Annotated in this window: 19 protein-coding genes and 1 pseudogene; 7 read left to right on the top strand and 13 right to left on the bottom strand. The window is 70.5% G+C overall.

Features of this window, described 5'->3' with window-relative positions; translation table 11 throughout:
• Positions 1-154: 154 nt before the first annotated feature.
• The 3 genes from ACWD3H_RS06020 to ACWD3H_RS06010 all read right to left on the bottom strand — a co-directional run bounded on the left by ACWD3H_RS06020 (position 155) and on the right by ACWD3H_RS06010 (position 3,898).
• The gene (locus ACWD3H_RS06020; RefSeq protein ID WP_451954205.1) at positions 155-1,561 is read right to left on the bottom strand and encodes a DUF1116 domain-containing protein; all 1,407 of its coding nucleotides are present in this window, start codon (positions 1,559-1,561) and stop codon (positions 155-157) included.
• A gap of 70 nt (positions 1,562-1,631) precedes the next feature.
• A complete protein-coding gene (locus ACWD3H_RS06015; RefSeq protein WP_451954204.1) occupies positions 1,632-3,017 on the bottom strand; it encodes an FdrA family protein in 1,386 nt (461 codons plus the stop codon).
• On the bottom strand, positions 3,014-3,898 hold the full coding sequence (locus ACWD3H_RS06010) for a DUF2877 domain-containing protein (protein ID WP_355560238.1): 885 nt from the start codon (positions 3,896-3,898) through the stop codon (positions 3,014-3,016). The genes ACWD3H_RS06015 and ACWD3H_RS06010 overlap by 4 nt, the downstream gene beginning before the upstream one ends.
• 190 nt (positions 3,899-4,088) lie before the next feature.
• On the opposite strand from ACWD3H_RS06010, the gene ACWD3H_RS06005 reads away from it, so the two are divergent.
• The 6 genes from ACWD3H_RS06005 to cutA all read left to right on the top strand — a co-directional run bounded on the left by ACWD3H_RS06005 (position 4,089) and on the right by cutA (position 11,516).
• A complete protein-coding gene (locus tag ACWD3H_RS06005) occupies positions 4,089-5,651 on the top strand; it encodes a PucR family transcriptional regulator (RefSeq protein WP_350957043.1) in 1,563 nt (520 codons plus the stop codon).
• 90 nt (positions 5,652-5,741) lie between these two features.
• Positions 5,742-5,963 (top strand): RNA-binding S4 domain-containing protein, encoded by a 222-nt coding sequence (locus ACWD3H_RS06000; protein ID WP_343967406.1) that lies wholly within the window; start codon positions 5,742-5,744, stop codon positions 5,961-5,963.
• A 329-nt stretch (positions 5,964-6,292) separates the two neighbouring features.
• Positions 6,293-7,672, top strand: coding sequence for a uracil-xanthine permease family protein (locus tag ACWD3H_RS05995; protein ID WP_451954203.1), 1,380 nt, complete (start codon positions 6,293-6,295; stop codon positions 7,670-7,672).
• Positions 7,669-8,538: an FAD binding domain-containing protein gene (locus ACWD3H_RS05990; RefSeq protein ID WP_451954202.1), complete on the top strand. Its 870-nt coding sequence runs from the start codon at positions 7,669-7,671 to the stop codon at positions 8,536-8,538. Before ACWD3H_RS05995 ends, ACWD3H_RS05990 begins: the two co-directional genes overlap by 4 nt.
• Positions 8,531-9,007 carry a (2Fe-2S)-binding protein gene (locus ACWD3H_RS05985; protein ID WP_350916965.1) on the top strand — a complete coding sequence of 159 codons (477 nt, stop codon included), beginning with the start codon at positions 8,531-8,533 and terminating at the stop codon, positions 9,005-9,007. The genes ACWD3H_RS05990 and ACWD3H_RS05985 overlap by 8 nt, the downstream gene beginning before the upstream one ends.
• Positions 9,008-9,107: 100 nt before the next feature.
• Entirely contained in the window at positions 9,108-11,516 is a 2,409-nt protein-coding gene (cutA, locus tag ACWD3H_RS05980; protein ID WP_451954201.1) for an aerobic carbon-monoxide dehydrogenase large subunit, read from the top strand.
• Between the two features lie 190 nt (positions 11,517-11,706).
• On the opposite strand, the gene ACWD3H_RS05975 is transcribed toward cutA, so the two are convergent.
• The 3 genes and pseudogenes from ACWD3H_RS05975 to ACWD3H_RS05965 form a co-directional block, all read right to left on the bottom strand.
• On the bottom strand, positions 11,707-13,095 hold the full coding sequence (locus ACWD3H_RS05975) for an FG-GAP repeat domain-containing protein (protein ID WP_451954200.1): 1,389 nt from the start codon (positions 13,093-13,095) through the stop codon (positions 11,707-11,709).
• Positions 13,096-13,729: 634 nt separating this feature from the next.
• Positions 13,730-14,788 carry a hypothetical protein gene (locus tag ACWD3H_RS05970; RefSeq protein WP_451954387.1) on the bottom strand — a complete coding sequence of 353 codons (1,059 nt, stop codon included), beginning with the start codon at positions 14,786-14,788 and terminating at the stop codon, positions 13,730-13,732.
• 120 nt (positions 14,789-14,908) lie between these two features.
• Positions 14,909-15,106 (bottom strand): annotated as a pseudogene (locus ACWD3H_RS05965) (helix-turn-helix transcriptional regulator); the annotation flags it as partial.
• A 363-nt stretch (positions 15,107-15,469) separates the two neighbouring features.
• Here ACWD3H_RS05965 and ACWD3H_RS05960 point away from each other — a divergent pair.
• Entirely contained in the window at positions 15,470-16,015 is a 546-nt protein-coding gene (locus ACWD3H_RS05960) for an ATP-binding protein (protein WP_451954199.1), read from the top strand.
• Positions 16,016-16,146: 131 nt separating this feature from the next.
• Here the strand turns inward: ACWD3H_RS05960 and ACWD3H_RS05955 are convergent, their stop codons facing one another.
• The 7 genes from ACWD3H_RS05955 to ACWD3H_RS05925 form a co-directional block, all read right to left on the bottom strand.
• Positions 16,147-16,797 carry a DUF998 domain-containing protein gene (locus ACWD3H_RS05955; RefSeq protein ID WP_451954198.1) on the bottom strand — a complete coding sequence of 217 codons (651 nt, stop codon included), beginning with the start codon at positions 16,795-16,797 and terminating at the stop codon, positions 16,147-16,149.
• On the bottom strand, positions 16,794-17,216 hold the full coding sequence (locus ACWD3H_RS05950) for a hypothetical protein (protein ID WP_451954197.1): 423 nt from the start codon (positions 17,214-17,216) through the stop codon (positions 16,794-16,796). Before ACWD3H_RS05950 ends, ACWD3H_RS05955 begins: the two co-directional genes overlap by 4 nt.
• Positions 17,217-17,297: 81 nt before the next feature.
• Positions 17,298-18,116 (bottom strand): alpha/beta fold hydrolase, encoded by an 819-nt coding sequence (locus ACWD3H_RS05945; RefSeq protein WP_451954196.1) that lies wholly within the window; start codon positions 18,114-18,116, stop codon positions 17,298-17,300.
• 32 nt (positions 18,117-18,148) lie between these two features.
• Complete coding sequence (locus tag ACWD3H_RS05940; RefSeq protein WP_451954195.1) at positions 18,149-18,436, bottom strand: hypothetical protein; 288 nt, start codon at positions 18,434-18,436, stop codon at positions 18,149-18,151.
• Complete coding sequence (locus ACWD3H_RS05935) at positions 18,433-19,509, bottom strand: RNA polymerase subunit sigma-70 (RefSeq protein ID WP_451954194.1); 1,077 nt, start codon at positions 19,507-19,509, stop codon at positions 18,433-18,435. Before ACWD3H_RS05935 ends, ACWD3H_RS05940 begins: the two co-directional genes overlap by 4 nt.
• Positions 19,510-19,729: 220 nt before the next feature.
• The gene (locus ACWD3H_RS05930) at positions 19,730-24,220 is read right to left on the bottom strand and encodes a caspase, EACC1-associated type (protein WP_451954193.1); all 4,491 of its coding nucleotides are present in this window, start codon (positions 24,218-24,220) and stop codon (positions 19,730-19,732) included.
• Entirely contained in the window at positions 24,213-24,740 is a 528-nt protein-coding gene (locus ACWD3H_RS05925; RefSeq protein ID WP_451954192.1) for an effector-associated constant component EACC1, read from the bottom strand. Before ACWD3H_RS05925 ends, ACWD3H_RS05930 begins: the two co-directional genes overlap by 8 nt.
• Between the last annotated feature and the right edge of the window lie 29 nt (positions 24,741-24,769).

Genomic DNA, 24,769 nt, shown 5'->3' with positions numbered 1-24,769 from the left:
AAGTTGGCATACGGAGAAAGCGCGTGACGGCATTTGTCAGTGATCGGTGTTCTTCGGATCACTGAACCTGTGTCCGCGCCCTGACGTCGCCGAATGCTACCGGCGAGCGGGTGAATTGTCAGCTTCGCCCGTTCCCAATAGCCAAGGGATCGCGCTAAACCGATCCGTTTCCATGATCGGCCGCCTCGGCCAGCGCGGCCAGCGCCGTGGTGAAAGCCGAGGGGGGCGGGCTGACCAGACCCGCGCCGACCTGTCCGGTCCCCGCGACCCGGCCGGCGATACCGGTGTTCACGGTGGGCAGCAGGCCCGTCCTGGCGACCAGCGTGACATCGACGCCGACCGGCGTGCCCCGGAAGTCCAGCCCCGGGATCTGGTACGCGGGATGCTCGGCCAGGGTGATCTCGTACATGGAACGGGTGGCCGCCATCGCGTCCGAGACGTCGCCACCGACGAACCGCACGATCGCCGGGGCCGCGGCCATCGCGAAGCCCCCCAGGCCGGCCGTCTCGGTGATCGTGGAGTCGCCGATGTCGGGATTGGCGTCGTCCGGACCGTACGCGCCGAGGTAGAGACCGTCCGGCACGCCCGCGGGGCCGGTGAACCAGCGATCGCCCAGCCCGGAGACCTGGACCCCGAAGTCCGTGCCGTTGCGTGCCATCGCGACGATCATCGTGGAGCCGGGGACGTTCCGCGCGGCGTCCGCGCTGACCTTGCACGCGGCCATGCCCGCGTTGAGGAAGAAGTGGTCGTTGCCGTTGATGAAGCGGAGCACCTCGGCGGCGTGGCCGGGAGCGGCCTCCACCACCTCGGGAGCCAGCTCGCGGACCAGCAGCGAGGTGGCGGCGCGGTTGCGGTTGTGCAGCTCGTCGCCCATCTGCAGGGCCTGCGCGGTCAGCGCCCGCAGGTCCAGCGGACCGCTCCGCTCCAGGGTGGCCTGGAGCACGGGGCCGAGCACCTCGGCCATCCAGCGCAGTCGCCTCAGCACCTCCGGGCCGTACGCGCCGTAGCGCAGCACCTTGCCCAGCCCCTCGTTGAGCGAGCAGTAGGCGGTGCCGCCGTGTTCGGCGTCACGGACCTCGAACATCCACATCGACGGGGTGACCACGCCCGCCATCGGCCCGACGGTCCGGTGGTGGTGGCAGGAGTCCAGCCGCGCCTGGCCGCGGGCCAGCCGCTCCTCGGCGTCGGCGGCGTCGGCGGCCAGCCCCTCCAGCAGCATCGCCCCGATGAGCGCGCCCCGCATCGGACCCGACGCCCGTTCCCACTCGATCGGCGGCCCCGCGTGCAGGAACGTGCCCTTCGGCAGGTCGAGTACCTCGTGCGCGGGACGCACCCCGACGAGCTGCGGCCGGGCGGAGACCAGGCGGCCCACCGCCGTCTCGTTGGCGCGGCCCCTGCGCGGGTCGGCCAGCACCCGGGCCAGGTCGGCCTCGGTGCCGGGCATCGGCGGGCGCCACTCCACCCGCGTCCGGGGGACGGCCTGGGCGTCCAGCGCCTCGCCGAGCACGCCGGCCCCCACCGTGATCACTTCCGGCTCGCCGGAAAGCATGGTCAGCGTCATGGGTGAACTCCTGAGCGAAGAACGGTGACGTCCGGGGAGAGGGCAGCCGCTCCCCGACGTCCGACGGCGGTCAACGAGCGATCCCGGCGGCGACCTCGGCGGCGTGTCCCGCGGCTTGGGCGTTGGAGGTGAACACCGCGGCGCCCGCCGCGTTCAGGGCCTCGGCCTGCGCGTTCAGTCCCTGCGGGTCGCCCTCGGAGCCGACCAACGCGACGATCACCGTGACACCTCTCGCGGTGGCCCCGGCGATCACGGGCGCGAGCGTCGCGGCGGGATCGGGGTCGGCGCCGTGGCCGAGGACCACGTCGATCAGGACGACCTCGCCCGGCGGCGCCTCGGCCAGGGCCTCCAGGCGGAGCGTCGGGTCGATCATCGGGTGGGCCCGGCCGACCGTGTAGGCGTCGTCGCCGAAGTCGGTGAATTCCCCGCTTCCGGTGATCAGCCGCGCCTCCACGCAGAGCGTCCCACCCGAGTAGATGCCGCGCAGACCTCCCGCGTGCTCCCGCGCCGTGCCGGGGGCGGGCCAGGACGGCCAGGCGGGGACCGGGGCGCCGAGGGCGCGCAGGGTGGTCTCGGTCGCCGTGGTCAGGTCGTCCTGGCCGGGGCCGAGCAGGGCGGTCACGACCGGAGTGCCGAGCCTCGCGACGGTCTCGGCGACGGCCCGCGCGACCTCGGGTGCGGGAGGCTTGGAGATCAGGACGATCAGCTCGGTCGCGGGGTCGGCGTCGAGGGCCTCCAGGGCGCGCAGGGTGGACAGCCCACCCACGTCCGCGGACAGGTCACGGCCGCCCACGCCCAGCACGTGGGAGACCCCCACTCCCGCGTGGTCCAGCAGGCAGGCCACCTGCTGCGCACCGGTCCCCGAGGCGGCCACCAGACCGACCGGGCCCGGCCGCAGGACGTTCGCGAATCCGAGACCGGCTCCGCCGATCACCGCGGTGCCGCAGTCCGGGCCCATGACCAGCACGCCGAGCTCGGCGGCGCGTCGCTTGAGCAGTACCTCCTGCTCGACCGGCACGTTGTCGCTGAAGATCATCACAGACAGGCCGGCCTCGACCGCGTCCAGCGCCTCGGCGAACGCGTACGGCCCGGGTACCGAGACCAGGGCCAGCGTGGCGGCGTGTTCGCGGGCCGCGGCACGGACCGTGTGCGGGGGGTGCTCGGCGGCGCCGCCGGCCGGCGGGGTGGAGAGTCCCGCCAGCAACCCGTCCAGCTCCGCGAGGGCGGCCTCCAGGGCGTCCGCCTCGCCGCCGCGCAGCGCGATCAGCAGGTCGGCGGGACCGGCCTTGGGGAGGTCGAACCCCAGCTCGGCGGCGATCCCGAGGTTGAGTTCCGTGGCCATCGCCACCACCGCGACCTGCACGCCGGGAAGCGCGGCCGCCGTCCGGCTGACCCGCATCAGGCTCACGGAGTCGTGGTAGACCCCGGTGCGCACCCGGACCACATCAGTGCTCAATTGCCCCTGCCTTCCAGATCGATCACCGCCGCGAGCCCGATGCGCAGCCCCCATGCCAGGTCGGCCCCTGAGGTGTGACCCAGCTGGAGCAGGCGGCGGAGCGCCGGCTCCAGGGACTGCCGCCCCGCCAGGCCCCGCAGCACGGCCAGGACCTCGCCGCTGCCCTCGCCCCTGGCGGCACAGTGCAGCAGCGCCGCCGAGATGGGGGTGGTCCTGCCCCGTACGTCGAAGGTGACGGCGGCGGCCAGCCAGTCGGCCAGCCAGACGGCACGGCCGGCCCCCGTCGCGCCGCCCAGGTGGCGCAGCGCGACCAGCAGTCCCGCGAGCACGTCGTCACCGCTCGGCGTGAGCCCGGGGCCCAGACCGACCAGCTGCTCGGCGGCCACGACGCTTTTCAGCAGCGAGCCCTCGGCGCACCCCTGGGCCAGCAGGCCGGCGGCGCCGTTGCCCTCCAGCCCCGACCGCCTCGGAGACCGCTCGCACAGCTCGGCCATCGCGGGCAGCGAGCGGATCAGCTCCGCCACCTTCACGGTGCCGAGTGGCGGGGCCGGGTTCCACCAGCGATGGGCCCGCAGGCTGAGCCGCCCGACGTCGATCGAGCCGTCGCCGACGCACGCCTCGTCACCCACCGCGACCTGAGGCATCGGGTCGGTGACCACCATGGCGTTGGGCAGGCGGGTGGCCTGCCCGGTCACCACCGCGATGACCTGCGGTTCCAGCTCGGTGCGTACCTCAAGGTAGACGCCGGCGGGGAAGGCCGCCAGCACCCGCGCCGGGCGGCGAGGCGCCTCCAGTACCTGGCGCAGGGTCGTGCTGGCCGCACCGGTGCCATGTGTCCGCACGTGCACGTGCCGCGCCTTCGGGCGCGTTCCAACGCTCATGAGCGCTCCTCGGCAGGCCCCGTGGGTGTGAAGGTGCTCTCTCCAGCGGTTCGCTCGCTCACGGACTCCCCCATCCATTGAGCCGTACGGTAGAACGGGCGTGGACGCAGGCCGTACGGATAAAGCTGCCAACAGTCAGCCCAAAGGTTGGCTCTTCCTGACAGACGGGTCTATCGGTCACAATCGCCTCATGGAACCTCCCGTACGGCCGGCGAGCACCGGAACGATCATTCACGGAGTCGCCGTCGGCGAGGTCCTCGGCGTCTCGACGCTGGCGGGAGCCCGGCTGATCGCGGGAGAGCGGGGCCTGGACCGGGTGGTGCAGCGGCTCAACGTGATGGAGGTGCCCGACGTCCTGGCCTGGGTCAAGCCGCACGAGCTGCTGCTCACCACCGGCTACCCGCTGCGCAACACCCCCCAGTCGCTCGGCAGGCTGGTGGCCGACCTCGACGAGCGCGGTCTGGCCGCGCTGGCCATCAAGCTCGGCCGCTACCTCGACGAGTTGCCGGAGGAGATGGTGGAGCAGGCCGACCGGCTGGGCTTCCCGCTGATCCAGCTTCCCGACGACGTCGGTTTCGACGACATCCTCAACCAGGTACTGACCGACATCCTCAACCGCCAGGCCGTCGTGCTGGCCAGGGCGGAGGAGGCGCACCGGGCGCTGGTCCAGGTGGTGCTCGCCGGGGGCGGGCTGCGCGAGGTGACGGCCGAGGTGGCGGGGCTGCTTGACGTGGGCGTGGCGGTGCTGGACGGGACGGGCCACGTGCTGGCCTCGGCCGGGCCGGCCGAGCACGTGGCCGCGCTGCGCGGCGCCCCCGACTCCCGCCACACCTCGGTGCCGGTGGTGGCGGGCGGCCACCACCACGGCAGGATCGTCGCCTGCGGCCCCGTCGGTTCGATCGGTGACAGCGACGTCGGCATTCTGGAACGTGCCGCCACGGTCGCCGCGCTGGTGGTGACCCGGCAGGAGGCGGTCAACGCCGTCGAGAGCAAGTACCGCGCCGACTTCCTGCGCGACGTGCTCACCGGCAGGGCGGGAGGCTCCGAGCGGGTCTCCTCCCGGGCCAGGGCCTTCGGCTGGGACCTGCAGCGCCCGGTCACCGTGCTGGTGGCCGAGCTCGACCCGGAGGGCGACGAGCGCGCCGCCCAGGACCGGCTGGTCACCTGCTGGACCGGCGCGATGCGCCGCCACGACGCGCGTGGCGCGGTGGCGGGCTTCTCCCACGAGGTCGTCACCATCGTGGACGCGGCGGTCGACGCGGGCCGCCTGGCCAAGGACGCCGCCGTGGCCTTCGCCGAGTGCCTGCCCGCCACCTTCTCCACCGGCGCGAGCCGCACCGCCGTCGGCGCCGAGGCGCTGCCCGAGGCGTACGGCCAGGCGCTGAAGGCCGCGCGGGTGGGCCGCCAGCTCCACGGCAACGGCGCGGTCGCGCACTTCGACCAGCTCGGCGTCTACCGGTTGCTCTCCCTGGTCAACGACACCGCCGAGCTGCACGCCTTCGTCCGCGAGACGCTCGGCCCGCTCGCCTCCGACGACGACGCGGAGAACGCCGACCTGCGCCGCACCCTGCAGGTGCTGCTGGAGACCAACCTCAACGTGGCGGAGACGGCGCGCAGGCTGCACTTCCACTACAACACGCTGCGCTACCGGATCGGCAAGCTGGAACGCATGCTCGGCGGCTTCACCGAGGACGCCCACCTGCGGCTGAACCTCACCCTGGCCCTGCACGTCCTGCGGATGAGGGGGATCTGAGACCGGTGCTCCGCGTCCCGGACGTGCGCGGGAGCCGGCGTCCGCAGGAGCACCCGCGTCCTGGAGCGCGCGGGACCTAAGCTGTTCGGCGTGAACGAGACCTTCGAGCTGGAAACCGACTACATCCCGCTCTGTGACCTGCTCAAGTACTGTGGCGTCACCGAGACGGGCGGCCAGGCCAAGCACTTCATCGCCGACGGCAACGTGCTGGTGGACGGTGAGGTCGAGCTCCGCAAGACCTGCAAGATACGCAACGGCCAGGTGGTGACCGGCGACGGCTTCGAGATCCGGGTGGTCGCCGCCGGAGCCTGATCCCGTCACCGGCCCCGCCCTGCTCTCCGGCGGGCCGTCCGCCTGCCTCCGGCCGCTCTCTCGGGCCGCTCTTCCGGGCCACGACGGGCCGTCCGCGCTGCCGGCCATGTCACATACCTATATCTTTCACCGTCCCCCGTGTCCTTCACCGGGCGTTCTCACTGGTGGTGCGCGAGGCATTCACTGGTCAGCTGCTCAGATTTGGCAGATCATGACGATGTCCGCACATGGACTCAGTCCTAATGTGCCCGCAATGGTAGTAAGGGACTCGCCGGAGGGATGCCCGCGGGGTGGCCACCGACCGACGGCCCGGTGAAAGGTGGGGCTCGATGGTTTCAGGTTGGACGAAACACGGCGACGGCCGAACACTCGCCCCGGGAGAGGTGGTCAGACCCGACGAGCGGCTGTCCTGGCCGCGGATGGTCGGATTCGGGGCGCAGCACGTCGTCGCGATGTTCGGTGCCACGTTCGTCTTCCCGTTGGTGATGGGGCTCGACCCCAACGTCGCCATCATGTTCTCGGGCGTCGGAACGATCATGTTCCTGCTCATCGTGAAGGGGAAGGTCCCCAGCTACCTCGGGACCAGCGCGTCGTTCGTGGGAGGCGTGCTCGCCATCCGGGCGCTCATGGGCGGTGACACGCCCGCCACCGACGCGATCGTCACCGGCGCCATCCTCGTCGCGGGACTGGTACTGGCCCTGGTGGGTGTGGCCGTCCACTTCCTCGGCGTGCAGGTCATCAACCGGGTCTTCCCACCGGTGGTCACCGGCGCCGTCGTCATGCTGATCGGCTTCGGCCTGGCGCCCGTCGTCGCCGACGTCTACTGGCCACAGGACCAGTGGATGGCGCTGATCACGATGATCGTCACCTTCGTCGCCATCGTGCTCTTCAAGGGTTTCATCGGCAGGATCGGCATCCTCCTCGGCCTGATCACCGGTTTCGTGCTCTCCTGGGGGGCCGACAGGGTCTTCGGTGAAATCACCGCCTTCAACGCCAGCGTCGGTGCGATCAACACGCATCCGAGGGTGAGCTTCGACAAGGTGGCCCAGGCCGACTGGATCGGCCTGCCGAGCATGCACTTCCCCGACTTCAAGTTCTCCGCCGTACTGCTGGTCCTGCCCGCCGTGATCGCGCTGGTCGCCGAGAACGTCGGCCACGTCAAGGCCGTCGGCGAGATGACCAAGACCGACGTCGACCCGTACATGGGCCGGGCGGTCATCGCCGACGGCGCCGCCACGGTCGTGGCCAGCACCTTCGGCGGCTCCCCGACCACCACCTACGCCGAGAACATCGGCGTGATGGCCGCCACCCGCGTCTACTCGACGGCCGCCTACTACATCGCCGCCGTCATCGCGATCCTGTTCGGCCTCTGCCCGAAGTTCGGCGAGCTGGTCGCGGCCACGCCGGGCGGCGTGCTCGGTGGCATCACCGTCATCCTGTACGGCATGATCGGCCTGCTCGGCGCGAAGATCTGGGTCGAGAACCGGGTCGACTTCGCGGACCCGGTCAACCTCGTCCCGATCGGGGCGGGAATCATCCTCGCCATCGGCCCGGTCAAGCATATGATCAGCTCGGACTTCACGCTGGAGGGCATCGCCCTCGGCACCATCGTGGTGGTGGTGGGTTACCACCTGCTCCGGGCCATCTCCGGACGGGGCGGCGCCGGTCCGGCAGAGGTGTCCGAGCCACAACGAGAGGCCACCGGGTGAAACCACCCCCCTTCGAATACCACGCCCCCCGCTCCCTCGGCGAGGCGCTCGACGCCCTCGCCGGGGCCGGGGAGCACGGCAAGGTGCTCGCCGGGGGGCAGAGCCTGATCCCGCTGCTGAACATGCGGCTGGTCGCCCCCGCGCACCTGGTCGACATCAACCGGCTGGCCGAACTGGCGGCCGTCGACGTCGAGCCCGGCGGCGTGCGGGTCGGGGCCCTGGCCAGGCACGCGGCGGTGGAACGCTCCGAGGAGGTCGCCGCGGCCCAGCCGCTGCTGCGCCAGGCACTCCGGCTGGTGGCCCACCCGGTGATCCGCAACCGGGGCACCGTGGTCGGCAGCCTGGCCCACGCCGACCCCGCCGCCGAACTGCCGGCCGTGCTCGCCCTGCTGAGGGGCTCGGTACGGCTGGCCCGGCCGGGCGCCGTCAGGGACGTGGCCGCCGAGGACTTCTTCACCGGCCCCCTGGAGTCGGCGATCGACCCGGGCGAGCTGGCCGTCTCCGCGTTCTTCCCCGTCCCGCCCCCGCGCTCGGGCACCGCGTTCCGCGAGGTCGCCCGGCGGCACGGCGACTACGCCCTGGCCGGGATCGCGGCACTGGTCGCACTGGACGACGATCTGAGGATCACCTCGGCCACGGTGGCGTGCGTGAGCCTCGGCCCCGTCCCGGTGCTCGTCGACGTCACCGAGGCCGTCGGTCATCGGCCGCCGGACTCGGCGGACTGGGCCTCGGCGGCCCGTGCCGTGCAGGACGGGATCGAGCCGGAGGCAGACATCCACGCGACCGCCGCCTACCGGCGGCACCTCGCCGGAGTCCTCACCGAGCAGGCACTCCGTGACGCCGCCAGGGAGGCCGTAGATGCATGAGATCACGCTGACCGTCAACGGGGTGGTCAGGCAGGCCTCGGTCCCGGCGCGGCGGCTGCTCTCGGACTGCCTGCGGCACGACCTCGGCCTGACCGGCACGCACGTCGGGTGCGAGCACGGGGTCTGCGGGTGCTGCACGGTGCTGCTGGACGGCGAGCCCGTCCGCTCCTGCCTGACGTTCGCGGTCACCGTGGACGGGCGCGACATCACCACGGTGGAGGGGCTCGCCGGCGAGGACGGCACGCTCTCGCCGGTGCAGCGGGCCTTCGCCGAGTGCCACGGCCTGCAGTGCGGCTTCTGCACGCCCGGCTTCCTGTGCACGGTGACCGCGCTGCTGCGGGACAACCCGGCGCCGAGCGACGAGGAGGTGCTGGAGGGCATCTCCGGCAACCTGTGCCGGTGCACGGGCTACCAGAACATCGTCAAGTCCGTCCACCGCGCGGCCGAGATCATGGCGGAGGAGCCTTGAGCGGGCGCGGGGGATTCTCGGGGGAGCACGAGGACTTTCCGGGCGGTCCCGGAGGACCCTCGGGCGGGCGAGGCAGGAGACACGTCCCGGTGAGGCGATCATGACCACGAAACTGTTCGGCGAGCCGGTCAGGCGGCGCGAGGACCCCCGGCTGCTGACCGGGCACGGCCTCTACCTCGACGACCTGGCGCCGGGGGCGCTGCAGGCGGCCTTCGTCCGCTCCCCGCACGCCCACGCCCGGATCCGCGACATCGACGTCTCGGCCGCCATCGAGGTCGAGGGGCTGGTGGCGATCTACACCTGGGAGGATCTGCCGGGCGCGCTCGCCGAGCCGCTGCCGCTGCTCATCCCGCATCCGGCGCTGACCCACGGCCGCACCGCGTACCCGCTGGCCCGCGAGATCGTCAGGCACGTCGGCGAGCCCGTCGTGATGGTCGTCGCCCGTGACCGCTACCTCGCCGAGGACGCCTGCGCGCTCATCGAGGTCGACTACGAGATCCTCAAGCCGGTGGTCGGGGTGGAGGAGGCCACGCAGTCCGCCCAGCTCGTGCACGCCGACGTGCCGGGCAACGTCGGCGCGCATCTGGTCCAGGAGGTGCCCTCGGTCGCCGGGCTCGGCGCGCGCGAGGCCATCGACGCCGCGCCGCACACGCTGGCCTTCCGGCTCGACATCGAGCGCAGCGCGTCCATGCCGCTGGAGGGGCGCGGCGTGCACGCCCGCTGGGACGCCGACGACCGCTCGCTGCGCGTCCACTCCAGCACCCAGACCTCCACCAGCGTCCGGATGGCCATCGCGGCCAAGCTCGGCCTGCCGCTGCCGAAGGTCGAGGTGGTCGCCCCGGACGTGGGCGGCGGTTTCGGGGTGAAGATCGTGCACCCCTGGCCGGAGGAGATCCTGGTCCCGTGGGCGGCGATCACGCTCGGCCGGGAGGTCAAGTGGACCGAGGACCGGCGCGAGCACTTCATCTCCTCCGCGCACGAGCGCGCCCAGGTGCAGTCGGTCCGGGTCGGCTTCGACGACGAGGGCAGGATCCTGGGCCTGGACGTCGAGATCCTGCACGACCACGGCGCCTACACGCCGTACGGGATCATCGTGCCGATCATCACCTCCACCCAGCTCCTCGGCCCGTACCGGATCGGCGCCTATCGGGTCGAGTTCTCCTCGATCTACACCAACACCGTGCAGGTCACCCCGTACCGGGGGGCGGGCCGTCCGCAGGCGGTCTTCTGCATGGAGCGGACCATGGACCACATCGCCGAGCACCTGGGGGCCGACCGCACCGCGGTGCGCGCGGCCAACTTCATCCAGCCCGACGAGTTCCCCTACGACCAGGGCCTGATCTTCCAGGACGGCCGCCCGCTGATCTACGACAGCGGCGACTACCCGGAGTCGCTGCGGCTGCTCAAGGAGCTGATCGGCTGGGACGACTTCCCCGGGCTGAAGGCCCGCGCCGCCGCCGAGGGGCGCGCGATCGGGATCGGGATCGGCTGCTACGTCGAGGGCACCGGCGTCGGCCCGTACGAGGGCGGGCACGTCCAGATCACCTCGGACGGCCGGGTGCACGTCTCCACCGGGCTCACCTCCCAGGGCCAGGGGCACGAGACGGTGTTCGCGCAGATCGCCGCGACCGAGCTGGGCGTGCCGCTGGAACGGGTCTCGGTGGTCACCGGGGACACCCGCAGGTTCGGCTACGCGGTCGGCACGTTCGCCTCGCGGGCCGCGGTGATGAGCGGCAACGCGATCGCCCTGGCCTGCAGGAAGGTCAGGGAGAAGGCGTTGCGGATCGCCGCGGAGGCGCTGGAGGCCGACCCCCGCGACCTGGAGATCGTCGACGGGGAGGTGCGGGTGGTCGGCGCTCCCGGCACCACGATCCCGCTGGCGACGGTGGCGGTGCTGTCCAACCCGCTGCGCTACGCCTTCGACGCCGAGGCGGCCAGGGCGACCCAGTTCGCGGGCGCCTCGTCCTTCGACCGGCCGCCGGTGGCCGAGGGGGAGGAGCCGGGTCTTGAGGGGCGCGACTACTACTCGCCGATCCGCTCGACCTTCGCCTCCGGCATGCACGCGGCGATCGTGGAGACCGACCCGCTGACCGCGGAGATCCGCATCCTGCGCTACGCCGTGGTGCACGACTGCGGCAACCTGATCAACCCGATGATCGTCGAGGGGCAGATCCACGGCGGGGTCGCCCAGGGCGTCGGCGGCGCCCTGTACGAGAAGATGGTCTACGACGACCACGGCCAGCTGCTGAACGCCTCGTTCATGGACTTCCTGATGCCGTACGCCACCGAGGTGCCCTTCATCGAGACCGCCCACCTGGAGACCCCGTCCCCGCTCAACCCCTTGGGCATCAAGGGAGCGGGCGAGGCGGGGGTCATCCCGGTCTCCGCGGTGATCGCCTCGGCGATCGAGGACGCCGAGGGGATCCGGATCGACCGGATGCCCATCTCCCCGTCCGACCTGTTTGACCTGCGCCGCGCGGCCCCCGGGCGATCCACCTCCGAAATCTGACCTTTCAGCGCCGCCGGGTCGGGCCAGCCGGGCGGGAGCGGCGCGGTCGCTGTTCCCACCCGGTGGTACATCACGTCGATGCGCGAGCCGGCGGCACCCCCGGCTCGGCCACCATCAACATGATGGCCTCCCCGCAGGTCACGACTTCGGGCACGATCACTCCTTGTGACAATCGCAACTCAGCGGCGGGTCAGGCGATATGACGGACGCCACCCCAGTTGGGGTAGGTCCACTGCGCGCCACCGTAGGGGGCGTGCGGCGGGTAGCCGCTGATGTTGCCGTATACCTGCAGCTCGCCGCCGTTGGTGACGGCGGTGAGGTCGGCGTAGCCGTCCCCGGTGACGTCGCTCACGGTCACATCGGCCACACCGCCCCAGCCTCCGCGGACCGACCAGGTGGTGTTGACGAATGGCCGGCCGCCGTTGCCGGGCTGCAGGATGCCGTTGCCGAAGACCGCCAGGGTGCCGTCGGTGCGGATGGACACCAGGTCGCCGTAGGCGTCCCCGGTGACGTCGCCGATGGCGATGTCGATGACGTCGCTGCCCCAGTTGGCGGGGTAGGACCAGGTCAGGTTGCGGAAGGGGAGCGCCTGTGCACCGCTTTCGCGGGTGTTGAGGTAGATGTGCAGCTGGCCGCTGGTTGTGGTGGCGGCCAGGTCGGCGAAACCGTCGTGGTTGATGTCACCGGCTGCGATGTTGGTGAAGCCGCCCCAGTTGAGGTATTCGCGGTAGACGCCGCCGAAGAAGTCCCCGCCGCTGAGCCTGGAGCCGTTGGCGTAGATCTGCAGGCGCCCGTCGGTGGTGAGGGCCACCAGGTCGGCGTAGCCGTCTCCGGTGACGTCCGCGGTGCTGATGGAGCGGGCCACCTGGTTCCAGTTGGTGTTGTCGGTCTGCCAGCTGACGCCCTGGAACGGTTTTCCGCCGGATCCGGGCATCAGCTTGACATTGCCGTAGACCGCCAGCTGGCCCTGCGCGGTGACGGTGGTCAGGTCGGCGTAGCCGTCCCCGGTGACGTCCCCCACAGTGCGGTCCACGGGCCTGATGGAGGAGGTCCACCAGGTCGTCTGCTTGAGGGCGCCGGGCCAGCCGAAGCTGAGGTGGACGTGATCGGTGTGCGGGCTCGGGCCGCTGTAGGACGACCAGGTGGCGCTGTTGGCCATCCAGATACGGCGGTTCCAGATGATGTACATGACGCCGAGCCGCCGGGCCAGGGCGTGCGCGTGACCGTGCCGGTCGGTGGCCAGCAGCCACGCCACCAGCCCGTCGGCCTGGGCGCGCTGCCCCACGTCGTTGGCGTTGAAGGGGAAGTCCAGGGCGCGGCCCTCTTTGTGCTCGCTGGCGCCGCCAACACCACAGGCGCGGACGATGCCGGAGTCGGCGCGGCCGTAGGTCGCCCTGAGCATGTCGCGTACCGCCACCACCCCCGGTTTAGCCGTGGGGTCACAGGTGCTCTGGCCCTGGAAGGCGGCATAGCCGTCGATGACCGGGCCGAAGTCGGGGGCGCTGGGCGCGGTGGCCGCGGACGCGGGGGAGGGCAGCAGGGTGAGGATCACGGACGCGGTGAGCAGGACGGCGGTCACGCCTTTGCGTAACCGGCCTAAATTACGGGGGATCACAGAGAGTCGTCTCCGATCGAGGTGGGGGGTTGCCGATCGAGGAGGGGGGTTGCCGCCCCCGGCCGGGGTCAGGGCCGGGGGCGGCAACCCCTGACGGCGATGTCGTCGTAGGCGCTCCCACCAGGGGGTGCGGTGGACCGCGCTTCGCCGGTCACCATGAGCAGGTGACGTCTGGATGTTGGGTCACTGGACAGCCTCCTCGAACGGCGGGCGTGAAACGCCGGCCGGACGTACCAGCAGAGGTATCTTCGACATTTCGAAGACATAACTGAATTACCGGATAATGAGAACACTGTGGCAGTGCCGACCGGGAATGACAAGGCCCAATGGGGTTCCCTGGGTTCCTGGCCGAAAATCCAACGGATATACCCCTGACCTGCTCTGATGTGATGGCGTCGCAGGGGTGGTGTACCGGTTGGTGGATGCTGCGGGCTGGGCCGAGGATGCCGCTGACCTCGCCCGGGTGCTCCGTGTCGACGCCGGTCGGCGATATCCGTTGGATTTTCTGCGATTACTACCGGGACCCCAAGAGGGACGCCGTCACCGCTGCCCCCGTCGCAGAGGGCTTCGATGCCGCAGGCTACCGGGCGGGTGAAGGTCAGGCGGCGAGTTCGTGGTTGAGGTGGTCGCGGAACTCGCGGACCATCATGCTGCCCTGGTACGGCTCAAGCTGACCGGCGAACTGCCGGAGACGCTCCACCAGTCGGGGAGAGGTCAGCGCCTTGATCGCCGGGATCGCGGCCCGTGCACGGGTGATCCCCTCCTCCAGCTCACCCATCCCGAGGTACGCTTCGGCGGCGTTTACCTGGGCGAACTGCACCGCGCGGACAAAGCGTCCGTCGTAGCCCTGTATCGCGGTTTCCGCGAAGCCGGCCGCCCGTCGGTGCTCGCCGATCTGTTGCCAGCAGCAGCCCATGGCCGCGACCAGTCCCGATCTGCCGTACGAGGCGAGCCACTCCGGGTCACGGTCGTCAGAACCCTGGTCGTGTGCGCGCTCGGCCTCGGCGAGCAGCCGCTCGACCTGCTTGGTGGCATGCCCGCCAGAGGTCCTGTTTCCCCTGGTCCGCGAAGCTGTCGCCCCGGCCTCCTTGACCAGCATCAACGCCATGACACGTGGGGGAGCTCCGGCCCGGCGCGCGGTGTCGACGGCGGCGCGAGCCGGCCACTCCGCCCACTTGGGCTGCTGTAGATAAATCGCCTGTTGTGTCAGTGTCATCAGCACCCAGGCCCCTGCCAGGAGGTCGTTCCCGGCCTTCGCCAGCTTGAGTGCTTGGCCGAAGTGGTGTTGAGCCTTGCCGTGCTGGCCAAGGTCGAAGGCGGTCCAGCCCGCCAGCTCGGTCAGCCCCGCCGCCGCGACCATCAGCTCGGCCCCGACCTTGTCGCTGTAGCGACCACGCAGTAGCGGTGTCACGCTGCCGTTCAAGTAGTTCATGACCACCGGGCGCACCACCCCGGCCCCGAACCGCTGGTCCATCTGGCTGAACGCCCTGCGGGACTCGTTGATCCGGGTGACATCGGCCAGACCCACGATCGGCCCGGACCCGTGGTGCGCGGCCGACTCGGCGGGGAGACCGTAGCTCCAGGAGACCAGCCACTCGCCCAGGGCCGCAGGTACGAACGGCAACGTGGCCAGCATCTCGCGCCGGGACGAGTCCAACTCACACCTCCACAGATGCGTGACCGCCTTCACGGTAGCCGCCTGTGAACCGTCTCCGAAGTCAGCGTTCGGCCACGATGATGTCGCTGCGAAGGCCCACCCTTCTATCCAGCGCTCGACCTCCACCGCATCCACCTCGAACACGGCCGCGATCCGCTTCCGGCTGTAGGCCCGAACTCCCTGCTCGCCCCGCTCCCACCTTCCCCAGGCTGCGGCGGACACCCCGACCGCCTCCGCAGCCGCCTCCTGGGTCATCCCTCGTCGCTTGCGCGCCCTGGCCGGCTCCGGACGCCCCTTACCGCCGCATAGCTCACCCACGACCGTTCTCCCCTGGTAATCGAATGACAACTCATTGTGATATTCGAAGACCTCTGATCGCTACCCTCCGAGAAAACGTTCAGTTAACGTCCGCCTCCGGAACGTAACGTGATCGGCCAGCGGTCAATGAGCAGCGTTGACGTTCCCCTCTCGACCGCCCTGGCGTTTCCTGCTGTGCACAACCCCCGCAGTGAACGGAGCGTGCTCATGCGGCCAGCAGGCGACATCCTCCCAGGCGCCCAACACCACCCGGTCGAAAGCCCGGCACCCCTGCCGGACCAGAACTGGAAACAGCTCGATGCAACCGGTCAGAGCACCACCCCACCAGTACATGACGCCGGGGTGACAGGGCCGGGCGCCGGGATGACGGGGCGGGATGGTGCGGCCAGGCAGAGTGACATCCGTGCGCTGGTGAAGGTCCTGCAGCCCGGTTCGGCCTCGCGTCGTGCCCGGGCCATCGTCCGGGAGGTGCTCCAGCACGCGGGCCTGCCCGAGGACGACATCGACACCGCCGAACTCGTCGTCGCCGAACTCGCCGCCAACGCGGAAAAGCATGCCCGCCCGCCGTACGAGCTGCGGATCTTCAGTTTGGACGGCATCCCCACCTGGTGCGAGATCGTCGACGGTGACCCCGACCCGCACGAGATCGGCATCATCCTCAACCTGCTGCACTCGGTGAAGGAGATCGGTCTCCCATTGCTCGCCGAGAACGGCCGCGGCCTGCTGCTGGCCCACCGGTTCTCGCACGGTCACTGCCAGACCTACCCGGTCATCACCCTCACCACCGCCACCTCCGGCAAGGCCGTCGCCTTCGCCCTGCCCACCCTCTCCGGCAACCGCCTGATCTTCCCGCCGCTCCCCGACCTCCGCCCCGGCCTGGCCGAACTCCGCCGCTGGTCATCGGGATAAGCGCTGGGTGGACGGGCCTTCGTGGGGAGCGGCCTCGGACGCCTTTGAGCCTGCGGGCTCGCGCAGCTCCGAGAGCGGGAGCATGGAAAGTGGGGCCCGTGTCCTTTGACACCGGGCCCCACTGATGATTGTTATGCGCGCTGGAGTTGGGGCGTGGTCGCCTCAGCCGTGCTGGTGTTGACGAGGTGGAGGGAGAGCGTGGAGATCCAGGCCCAGCCGATCAGCGATGCGATGGCGAACAGCAGGCTCATCAGCCCGGGGTTGGTCTGTGGCAGGACGGCGTAAATGATCCCGCTGGCCACGCTGTAGATCGCCCACCCTTTCTGCTTGCCGGTGAGGAACCGGCGGGCGAACACCAGGCTCGCTGCCAGCAGGGCAAGGCCGGCCACCATGGAGGCCACGTTGTGAAGCGCGCCGTGCCAGGAGATCACTCCGTCGGCTGACCCGGCGGGGTAGCCGCTCGCCGGGTCGGTGACGAAGATACCCGCGAGGATCAGTGCACCGCCGAAGACTCCGATCAGTAGGGGGCCCCATTTTGCCCCGCGGCCCTGGCGCAGTGTCCGCCGCATCCCGATGGCCGCCGCGATGAACAGTGTGCCGGTGACGATGAAGTTGGCGATCTGCAGCCATCCGAGGTCTCCGGTCGCCAACTGGCTGAGCATGTGCCGGGAGAGATCGAAGCCGTCTCGGGTGAACGCCTGGGTGAACGCCACCGTGAAGAACAGCGGGGTCGCGACCGCGCCGGCGATCAGCAGTCGCTTCGTAATCGTGGTGTCAGTCATCGGACGCGGCTCAGTTCGGCGTGGTAGCCGCCGCCGGGCCAGACCCAGTTCCCGGACAGGCTGTTGCCGTCGGGGCTGAACAGGGCGCGGTAGTAGGCGGGTGAGCCTTTCTCGCCGCCCCAGATGGTGAGCGTGTCGCCGTTGATCTCGTAGACGTAGTCGAGGGTTTCGCCCTGGCTGCCGTAGAACCGGGAGGTGATGTCCTCGCCCGCTTCCTCGGCGCCGAACGGTTTTTCCCGGCCGATGATCTCGATGCCGGTGATGTGCCGGCCGGCATGCTGGAGGTCGACCTCCTGCTTGAGGAAGTGACGGCCTACCAGCCAGGAGTAGGTGACCTGGCCGGTGGCCTCGCCGCTCACCTTCCAGGTGCCGGTGAGCCGGTCGAGCTCGGTCATCGCGGTGTCCTGCTTGTTCGACATGAGGACCTCTCCTGTCCGCTTCGATGCTGCTGGGTTTGTCTGTGTGACGGCACGGCGCCCGGAAAGGAATCGGTGCCCGGCTCAGCCGTGCAGAAATTCCACGAGCGCGGGCGCGAGCTTTTTGGGGGCCATGACCACGGCGCCGTGGTTGAGGCCGGGCAGGGTACGGTGTTCGGCGTCGGGCAGGATGCGGACGAGCGCTCGTGCGGCGTCGTGGAATCCGGCCGGGCTCTTGCCGCCGGTCAGTACCAGGGACGGCGCTTTCGCAGCAGACCATCGGTCGGCCTCCAGCGGCTTGCCCTGCTGGGTCTCGCCCATCACCGCGGCGTCGTAGGGCAGCGTGTGCGCCAGCGCCTTGAGGTTCGACCACACACCCGGCATCAGCCGCATCATGGTCACCATGAACGCGGGCATGCCCTGTGCCTTGGTCATGAAGTACCTGACCGCGTCGCCGCGCCGGTCGGCGGCCAGCAGCGCGTCGAGATGCCGGGCGTAGTCCTTGGGCGGGCCGAAGCCGTCGTCGCCGATCACGAACGGCGGCTCGTAGAGCGCCAGTTTCTCGATGTCGAGCCCGGCCGCCGCGGCACGCAACGCCAGCACCGCCCCCGACGAACTCCCGAACACCGACGCCGAACCCCCGGCATGGTCGATCAACGCCGCGATGTCCTCGACCTCGCGTTCGGCCGCGTACCCGGCGGCGTCGCCGCTGGCGCCCCGGCCCCGCCGGTCGTAGTTGATCACGGTGAAGTGCTGGGCGAGCAGACCGGCGAGCTTACCGGCGTCGGAGCGGTCAGCCAGCGCCGAGGACACGAGGATGACCGCAGGCCCGGCACCGAGCCGCTCGAACGCGATCTCGGTTCCGTCCCGGGAGATGACCGTCGTTTCGCCGGTGGTGGACATGATTATTTCCCCGTCTCAGGTGTCATGTGGTGTTAACGGCTGTATGACGGCGCCTGGGCGGAGAAGGAATCGGTCCGGTTTCGACTTATCGCGACCAGGGTGACGGGCACCGGTCCCGGGCTGCGCAGCACGCGCAGTGGCAGGCCGGCCAGACACAGCACCGCGCCGACGCCGAAGCGCTGCCAGGTGCCGTCGATAGTCTCGAGTTCGACCTCCCCGCCTTGCACCCAGACGATCGCGTCGTGCCAGGCAGCCGCGTCGTAGTCACGGACCTCACCGCAGGCCAGGACCACCTCGCGCCGCCGGAATCGCACGTTCACGACAGGACCAGGGGCAGGTCGAACGCGGCAAAGTGGCGTGGTGCGAACGATGTGATCGCGGTGATCCGGCCGCCATCGATCCGCAGCACATCCAGCACCTGGCCGCGGAACCGCCCGGTCAGGTCCTTGGTCTCGGGTGCGGTGGGGTATTCGACATAGTGCGCCACCGCGGGTTGGAGATTCGCGCCGGTGACCACGCTGCGCCAGCGCCCGTGATGCCACTCCGAGCCGGAGTCGAAGACCTGTCCGGTAAGGGCCAGCAGCGCATCCCGCCCGACCAGCCACGCCGGGTGTGGCGGCATCGTCATCTGCACGTCCTCGGCGAGCAATCCGGTGAGCGCACCCAGATCGGCTCGCTGATGCGCCTGGACGTAACGTCGCAACAGCGCGCGCTCGTCCGCGCTCGGCTCGGCCGAAGGTGCCCAGTCCTCGCGCCGCTGGGGTAGGTGCTGTTTCAGCGTCGCCCGCGCCCGCTGCAACGCGCTCTTCACCGACGCCACGCTGGTGTCCAGCAGCGCGGCCGTCTCGGTGGCGGGCCAGCCCAGCACATCCCTGGTGATCAACACGGCTCGTTGCCGGGCAGGGAGTCGCTGGATCGCCACCAAGAAGGCGAGCTCGATCGTCTCCCGCGCGACCGCCACCGACTCCGGCTCCTCGGCACCGTCGACGGTCGGCTCCAGCAGCCGATCCGGGACCGGCTGCAACCACGACACCTCGGTGGGTGGCTGCACCGGCGTGCCCGACTCGACCAGCGGCGGAACCTGGTACGGCGCGGCCCGCCGGTTGTTCCGGTCGATCAGGTCCAGGCACGCGTTCGTCGCGATCTTGTACAGCCAGGCCCGGAACGTCGACCGTCCCTCATAGGTTTCCCGGCGGCGCCATGCCCGCAGGAACGTCTCCTGAACGATGTCCTCCGCGTCGTCATAGGAGCCCAGCATCCGGTAGCAGTGCACCCGCAACTCCCACCGCAAAGGCTCGACAAGCGCTCCGAACGCCCCCTCGTCACCGGCCAGCGCGGCGCCCACCACGGCCGCGTCCTCCGCCTGACCGCCACCGCCTTGCTCCTCGACCACGACTACCGCCCCCTACGCCAACACGTGTTGATGACGATAAGACGGCCACCACCACCAGAAGGAATCGGATCGCCTGTGCCCCTCGGAAGAGACCTTGGTGTTTGATCTTGCCTTCTGGCCGCTCCACGAGATTGCCGCCTTCACCACAACTGACCGGCGACTCTCACCCTCAAGTAACCAGGCAACTGCCTCCGGGACATGCTCGGAAACGGCCTGAGGTTCAGCACCGCCCTTCTCGATCAGGTGGTGGAACGGCGTAATCGTCGTACCCCTCGGAGTAGGGGGATCGGGCGGCCAGCGGGCAGATCAGTCGCGATAGATCGCTGTCAGCCGGGACCGCGACGCCACCCCACAGGCGTACGGTGCCGTCACCACCGGCGCTGGCCAGGGTCCCTCCGTCAAGGCTGAAGGTCACGCCGCTGACGAACGGCAATCCATTGGAGGAGGCGGTGTGCCCGGTGAGGGGGTCGCCCAGTTGCCGGTGGGTGGTGGTGTCCCACAGACGGATGGTGCCATCGGCTCCCCCGGTCGCGAGACTGCGTCCATCGGGGCTGAAGGCCACGCCGTTGATGGAGTTGACGGCCGCTTGGTTGCGGGTGTCCTGGTGCCCGGCGAAGGGATTGCCGCGCTCCTGTCCGGTGGAGAGATCCCACAGGCGCACCACGCTCTCGTCGGTGTCGGCGGTGGCGAGGGTACGCGCGTCGGCGCTCAGGGCAAGGGCGCTCACCGAGCCCTCGCGACGTGGCGGGAGAACGGTGTCGCCACTGTGGCCGGTGATGTTCCACCGGCGGACGCTTCCGTCGACTCCCGCGCTGGCGAGACCGCGCCCGTCTCGGGTGAACGCCACCTCAAGAACGCGGCCGCCGTGCCCGGTCAGCGGGGCGCCGAGCGGGCGATGGGTGGCGACGTCCCACAGGCGTACGGTGCCGTCGTCTCCGGCACTGGCCAAGGTGTGCCCGTCCGGGCTGAAGGCGACGGTCTGGACTCCTTCCCGGTGTCCGGCGAGGGTCGCGACTTCGCGGTGCGTCGCGATGTTCCACAGCCGTACGGTGCCGTCGGCTCCGGCACTGGCCAAGGTGCGCCCGTCCGGGCTGAATGCCAGCCGGAGAACATGCTCTTTGTGGCCGGTGAGGGGTTCGCCGCGACGTTGGTGGGCGGCCACGTCCCAGATGTGCACGATGCCATCGCTTCCTGCGCTGGCCAGGGTACGGCCGTCAGGGCTGAAGGCGACGGTCCAGGCGAACTCGGCGGCGGCGTCGAGGGGGCCACCGAGTTGGCGGTGCGCGGTGACATCCCAGAGACGGACGGTTCCCTCGAATCCGGCACTGGCGAGAGTGCGTCCGTCCGGGCTGTAGGCCAGCCCGATGACGGCGTTCTTGTGCCCGGTGAGCGGGGCGCCGAGCTGGCGGTGAGTGGCGACGTCCCACAGGCGTACGGTGCCATCGTTTCCCGCCGTGGCCACAGTGCGTCCGTCGGGGCTGAAGAGCACCCCGTTGACGGGGTTGAATGCGGAATCGATGGCGTCCGTGTGGCCGATGAGCGGGGCGCCGAGCGGACGACGGGTGGCGACGTCCCACAGCCGTACGGCCTTGTCGGCGGCCGTGGTGGCCAATGTCTTCCCGTCCGGGCTGAAGGCGACGCCGCGGATGTCGTCCGGGTGGCCGGTGAGCGGGGTTCCGAGCGGGCGATGGGTGGCGATGTCCCACAGCCGTAGGGTCTTGTCGTCTCCGGCAGTGGCGAGGGTGTGCCCGTCCGGGCTGTAGGCGACCGCGTAGACGGGGCCCTGGTGTCCGATGAGGGGGGCGCCGAGCTGCCGATGGGCGGATATATCCCACAAACGTATGGTTTTATCGTTTCCTGCGCTCGCGAGCGTGTGCCCATCCGGGCTGAAGGCCACCGCCCAGACGAATTCGCTGTGGCCGGTAAGGGGAGCACCGATGGGGCGATGAGTGGTGACGTTCCACAACCGTACGGTGCCGTCCAGTCCGGCGCTGGCCAATGTCTTCCCGTCCGGGCTGAAGGCGACGGAGGGGACGACATCCTGATGGCCGGTGAGCGGGGTTCCGAGCGGACGACGGGTGGCGACGTCCCACAGCCGTATGGTGCCATCGGTTTCCGAGACGGCCAGAGTCTTTCCGTCCGGGCTGTAGGCCACGGCCCACGCGGAGCCCTCGCCTACCGCGATGACGCCTCGGCCGGCGCCGGCGAGGATGTCGAGCACGCTGTAGCGCGCCTCGGGCGTACGGGCGATGCGCCAGGCGTTGGCGGCCAGCGCGGCGGACCGTACCGGATCGGCGGCCGCGATGTACTCGCTCTGTAGCGCCCGCTCGCGTGACGTGGCCTCCTGGCTCCGCGTCTCGGCGAGACGCTGCTGGGTCCTGGCGTCGTTCGCGGCGAGGACGGCCGCCCCGGCGCCTCCCAGCGAGGCGATCAGCAGGGCGATGAGGATCACCAAAGTGACCCGGCGGCGCCGTCTGGCCCGTTTCGCGGCCGCGTCACTGCTGGTCAGGAAGTCGGCGACGACCTCGTTCAGAAAGGGGTGGCGGGTCGGGCCGGAGCGCCAGCGCTCGCGGGTCCGGTCGATGGCCTCCAGGCGGGCGCCGGTGTAGAGATAGCCGGGCTCGCGTCGCTGGCGGTCCCAGCGCGCGGCGTCCTCGGAGAGTTGCTGGCCCACGAGCAGGTCGGCGCGGTCGGCGTCGATCCAGGATCGCAGTTGCGGCCAGGCACGGATGAGGGCTTCGTGGACGATGTGGGCCCGATCCTGATCCACGGTGATCAGCCGGGCTCGGGTGAAGGCGTCGAGGATGACCCGGGCTTGATCATGTTCCGGACTGCCGGCCGCAGGGAGCAGTTCCAGCAGGGGGACCGTTCGGCGGGTGTCGTCGGTGGCCTCGCCAAGCCGGACGAGGCGCAGGAACATGCGGCGCGCGGCGTCCCGGGCCGAGGAATCGGGAGGCTCCGGCCCGCTTGGCAGCCGCTTCGCGCTGTGGGACGGCGCGGTGCCGGACGACTGCGGTGACCGGGGCACGGTGGTGAGAAGGTCTGGTGAGCGGAGGGAGTTCAGGGTCTCGTCGGCGGTGCGGGCCAGCGCCTGGGTGATTCCACCGGTCGCGCGGTAGGCCGCCAGGGTGAGGACGCCGTCCTCGCGGCGTTGCCAGGTGGCCAGCAGCGCATGGGACAGCAGCGGCAGAGGGGTGCTGTCGGTGCTGTCGCCGAGGTCGTCCAGCAGTTGTTCCACCAGGCCCTCATCGAGGGTGAGGCCGGCCAGCCGGGCCGGTTCCTCGATCACATCGCGCAACTGGTCGCGGGTCAGCGGCGGAACGACGGCCGCGTGCTCCAGCGCGTCCACGAGTCCGGGGTAGGCGGTGCAATGGCCGAAGAAGTCGGCGCGCACGCCGATCACCACGGGCACCCTGCGGGAGATCGCGACGAGTGCCCTGATGAACGATGCGCGGCGAGACTCGTCCTCGCAGAGGGTGAAAACCTCTTCGAACTGGTCAATGAGGAGAACGGTGTCCTCAGGAAGGGCGTCCCCCAGGCGATCGGGGTCGGACGGGGCTATGAGCCGTTGGTGTCCTCCACCCGTGTCCCCCAGGCGATCGTGGTCAGGTGGCGTCGCGAGCCGCTGCTCTCGTCCAGCTGTCGTGTCGCCCGTGCGATCTGGGCCGGGCCGGTTGCCTCCGGTCAGGTCGGTCACGCTTTGGAGAAGACCGCTGAAGGGATCGGCGCCAGGGGTGAGCAGCAGGCAACGTTCGGGGCCCAGCGCCGCGATCAGCCCGGCCTGCAGGACGGAGGACTTGCCTGAACCGGAGGGACCGGTGACGACGAGCGGTGCGCCTCGCTCGGAGATCACCCGATCGGCAAGGGTACGAGTGAGTGCTTCGCGGCCGAAGAAGAAGGCCGTGTCCTCGGCGCGGTAGGCGCGCAGACCTCGGTAAGGGCTGTGCTGCCCGTCATCGGGCAGTGCCGCCGGGAAGCGGTGACCGGCCGGGGTACGGTACGCGGCGTTGACCACGATCGGGCGGCCACCGTGGTCGGCGGCCTGGCGGCGGGGAACGGGCAGGCCGCGTTCGCGCAGGCCACGGGTGAGACAGCGGTGCACGTCGTCAAGGCCGAGCAGGTACGGTCCGGTCGGGTCGCCTTCGGTGAGCAGGCGGATGAGCGCGCCGGTGAAAGCGGTGTGGCGATCCCCGGGCAGCGCCCAGGCCGCCTCGTCGCGGCTGGTGGAGGTCAGCAGATAGGTGTCCGGCCAGCCGGTGGCGCGTCCGGCCCAGCAGCAGTCCAGGATCACCACGCTCAGCCGGGCCCTGCTCCCTGACAGCAGGTCGGCGACTTCCGCGTACGGCAGCGCCTGGTTCCTGACCGGGCCGCGGGTGAGGTCCACCGTGGCCTGGGTGGCGAGATACAGGTGGTTGTCGGGACCGATGAGACCGTGCCCGACATACACGAAGACCAGCACGTCGGCGGCCTGCTGGGACAGGGCGTCGATCGCCGTCGCCAGCCGGGCGGGATCGTCCGGGTTCACCAGGAGCGTCAGCTGCTCGGGAGCCAGATCGGTGTGCTCGACCAGGGCGGTGGCCAGGTCGGTCGCGGCGGAGACCGCCTGGGGCACGTCGCCGATCCTCGCCTCCGCGACGTGCCGGCCAGAGCCGACGATCAGCACGCGAACGCCGGATCCGGACAGCAGGAGCTTCGGCGCGGCCTCAGCCACCGCCCGTCTCCTCCTCGGATGGGGAGGGATCCGCCTCCTCCTCGGATTCGGGTTCAGGTTCGGACGGGGAAGGGTCCGCCTCTCCCTCGGCCGGGGAGGGGTCCGCCGCGGACCCTGCCGATCCGGATGCCGGCAATAGCGGGGGGTGGGTGTTGAGGGCGGCTTCGAGCTGGGTCCTCAGCTCCTGCACCTGCGCGGCGTTCATGGTCTTCACCCGGTTGGCGGTGACCTCCATCTCGGTGTCGGTGGCGCTCCTCCGAATCCTGATCTTGACGTCACTGGTCCGGTAGCGCAGCCAGGCGATGAGAACGCCGGCGAGCGTGGCCACCACCTCAGGCGCGTCGGCCACGATCTGGACGGCCTCCGCGACGGGCCCGAGCATGCCTTCTGCCGGTGGGCTTTCGACGAGGTCGACCCAGCGGCGCAGCTCGGGATCCTCCCGCAGCCAGGCGTACACGTCCCGCACCTCGCTCGGCACGTCCACCAACACGAGCGCGACATCCTGCACGCCGTCTTCCACGCCGCACCTCTCCCGTTCGTGGTCCAGAG

This window comes from Streptosporangium sp. NPDC002607 (assembly GCF_053592655.1).
The sequence above is the reverse complement of the archived record's forward strand: the minus strand, read 5'-3'. Positions and strand labels throughout refer to the sequence as shown.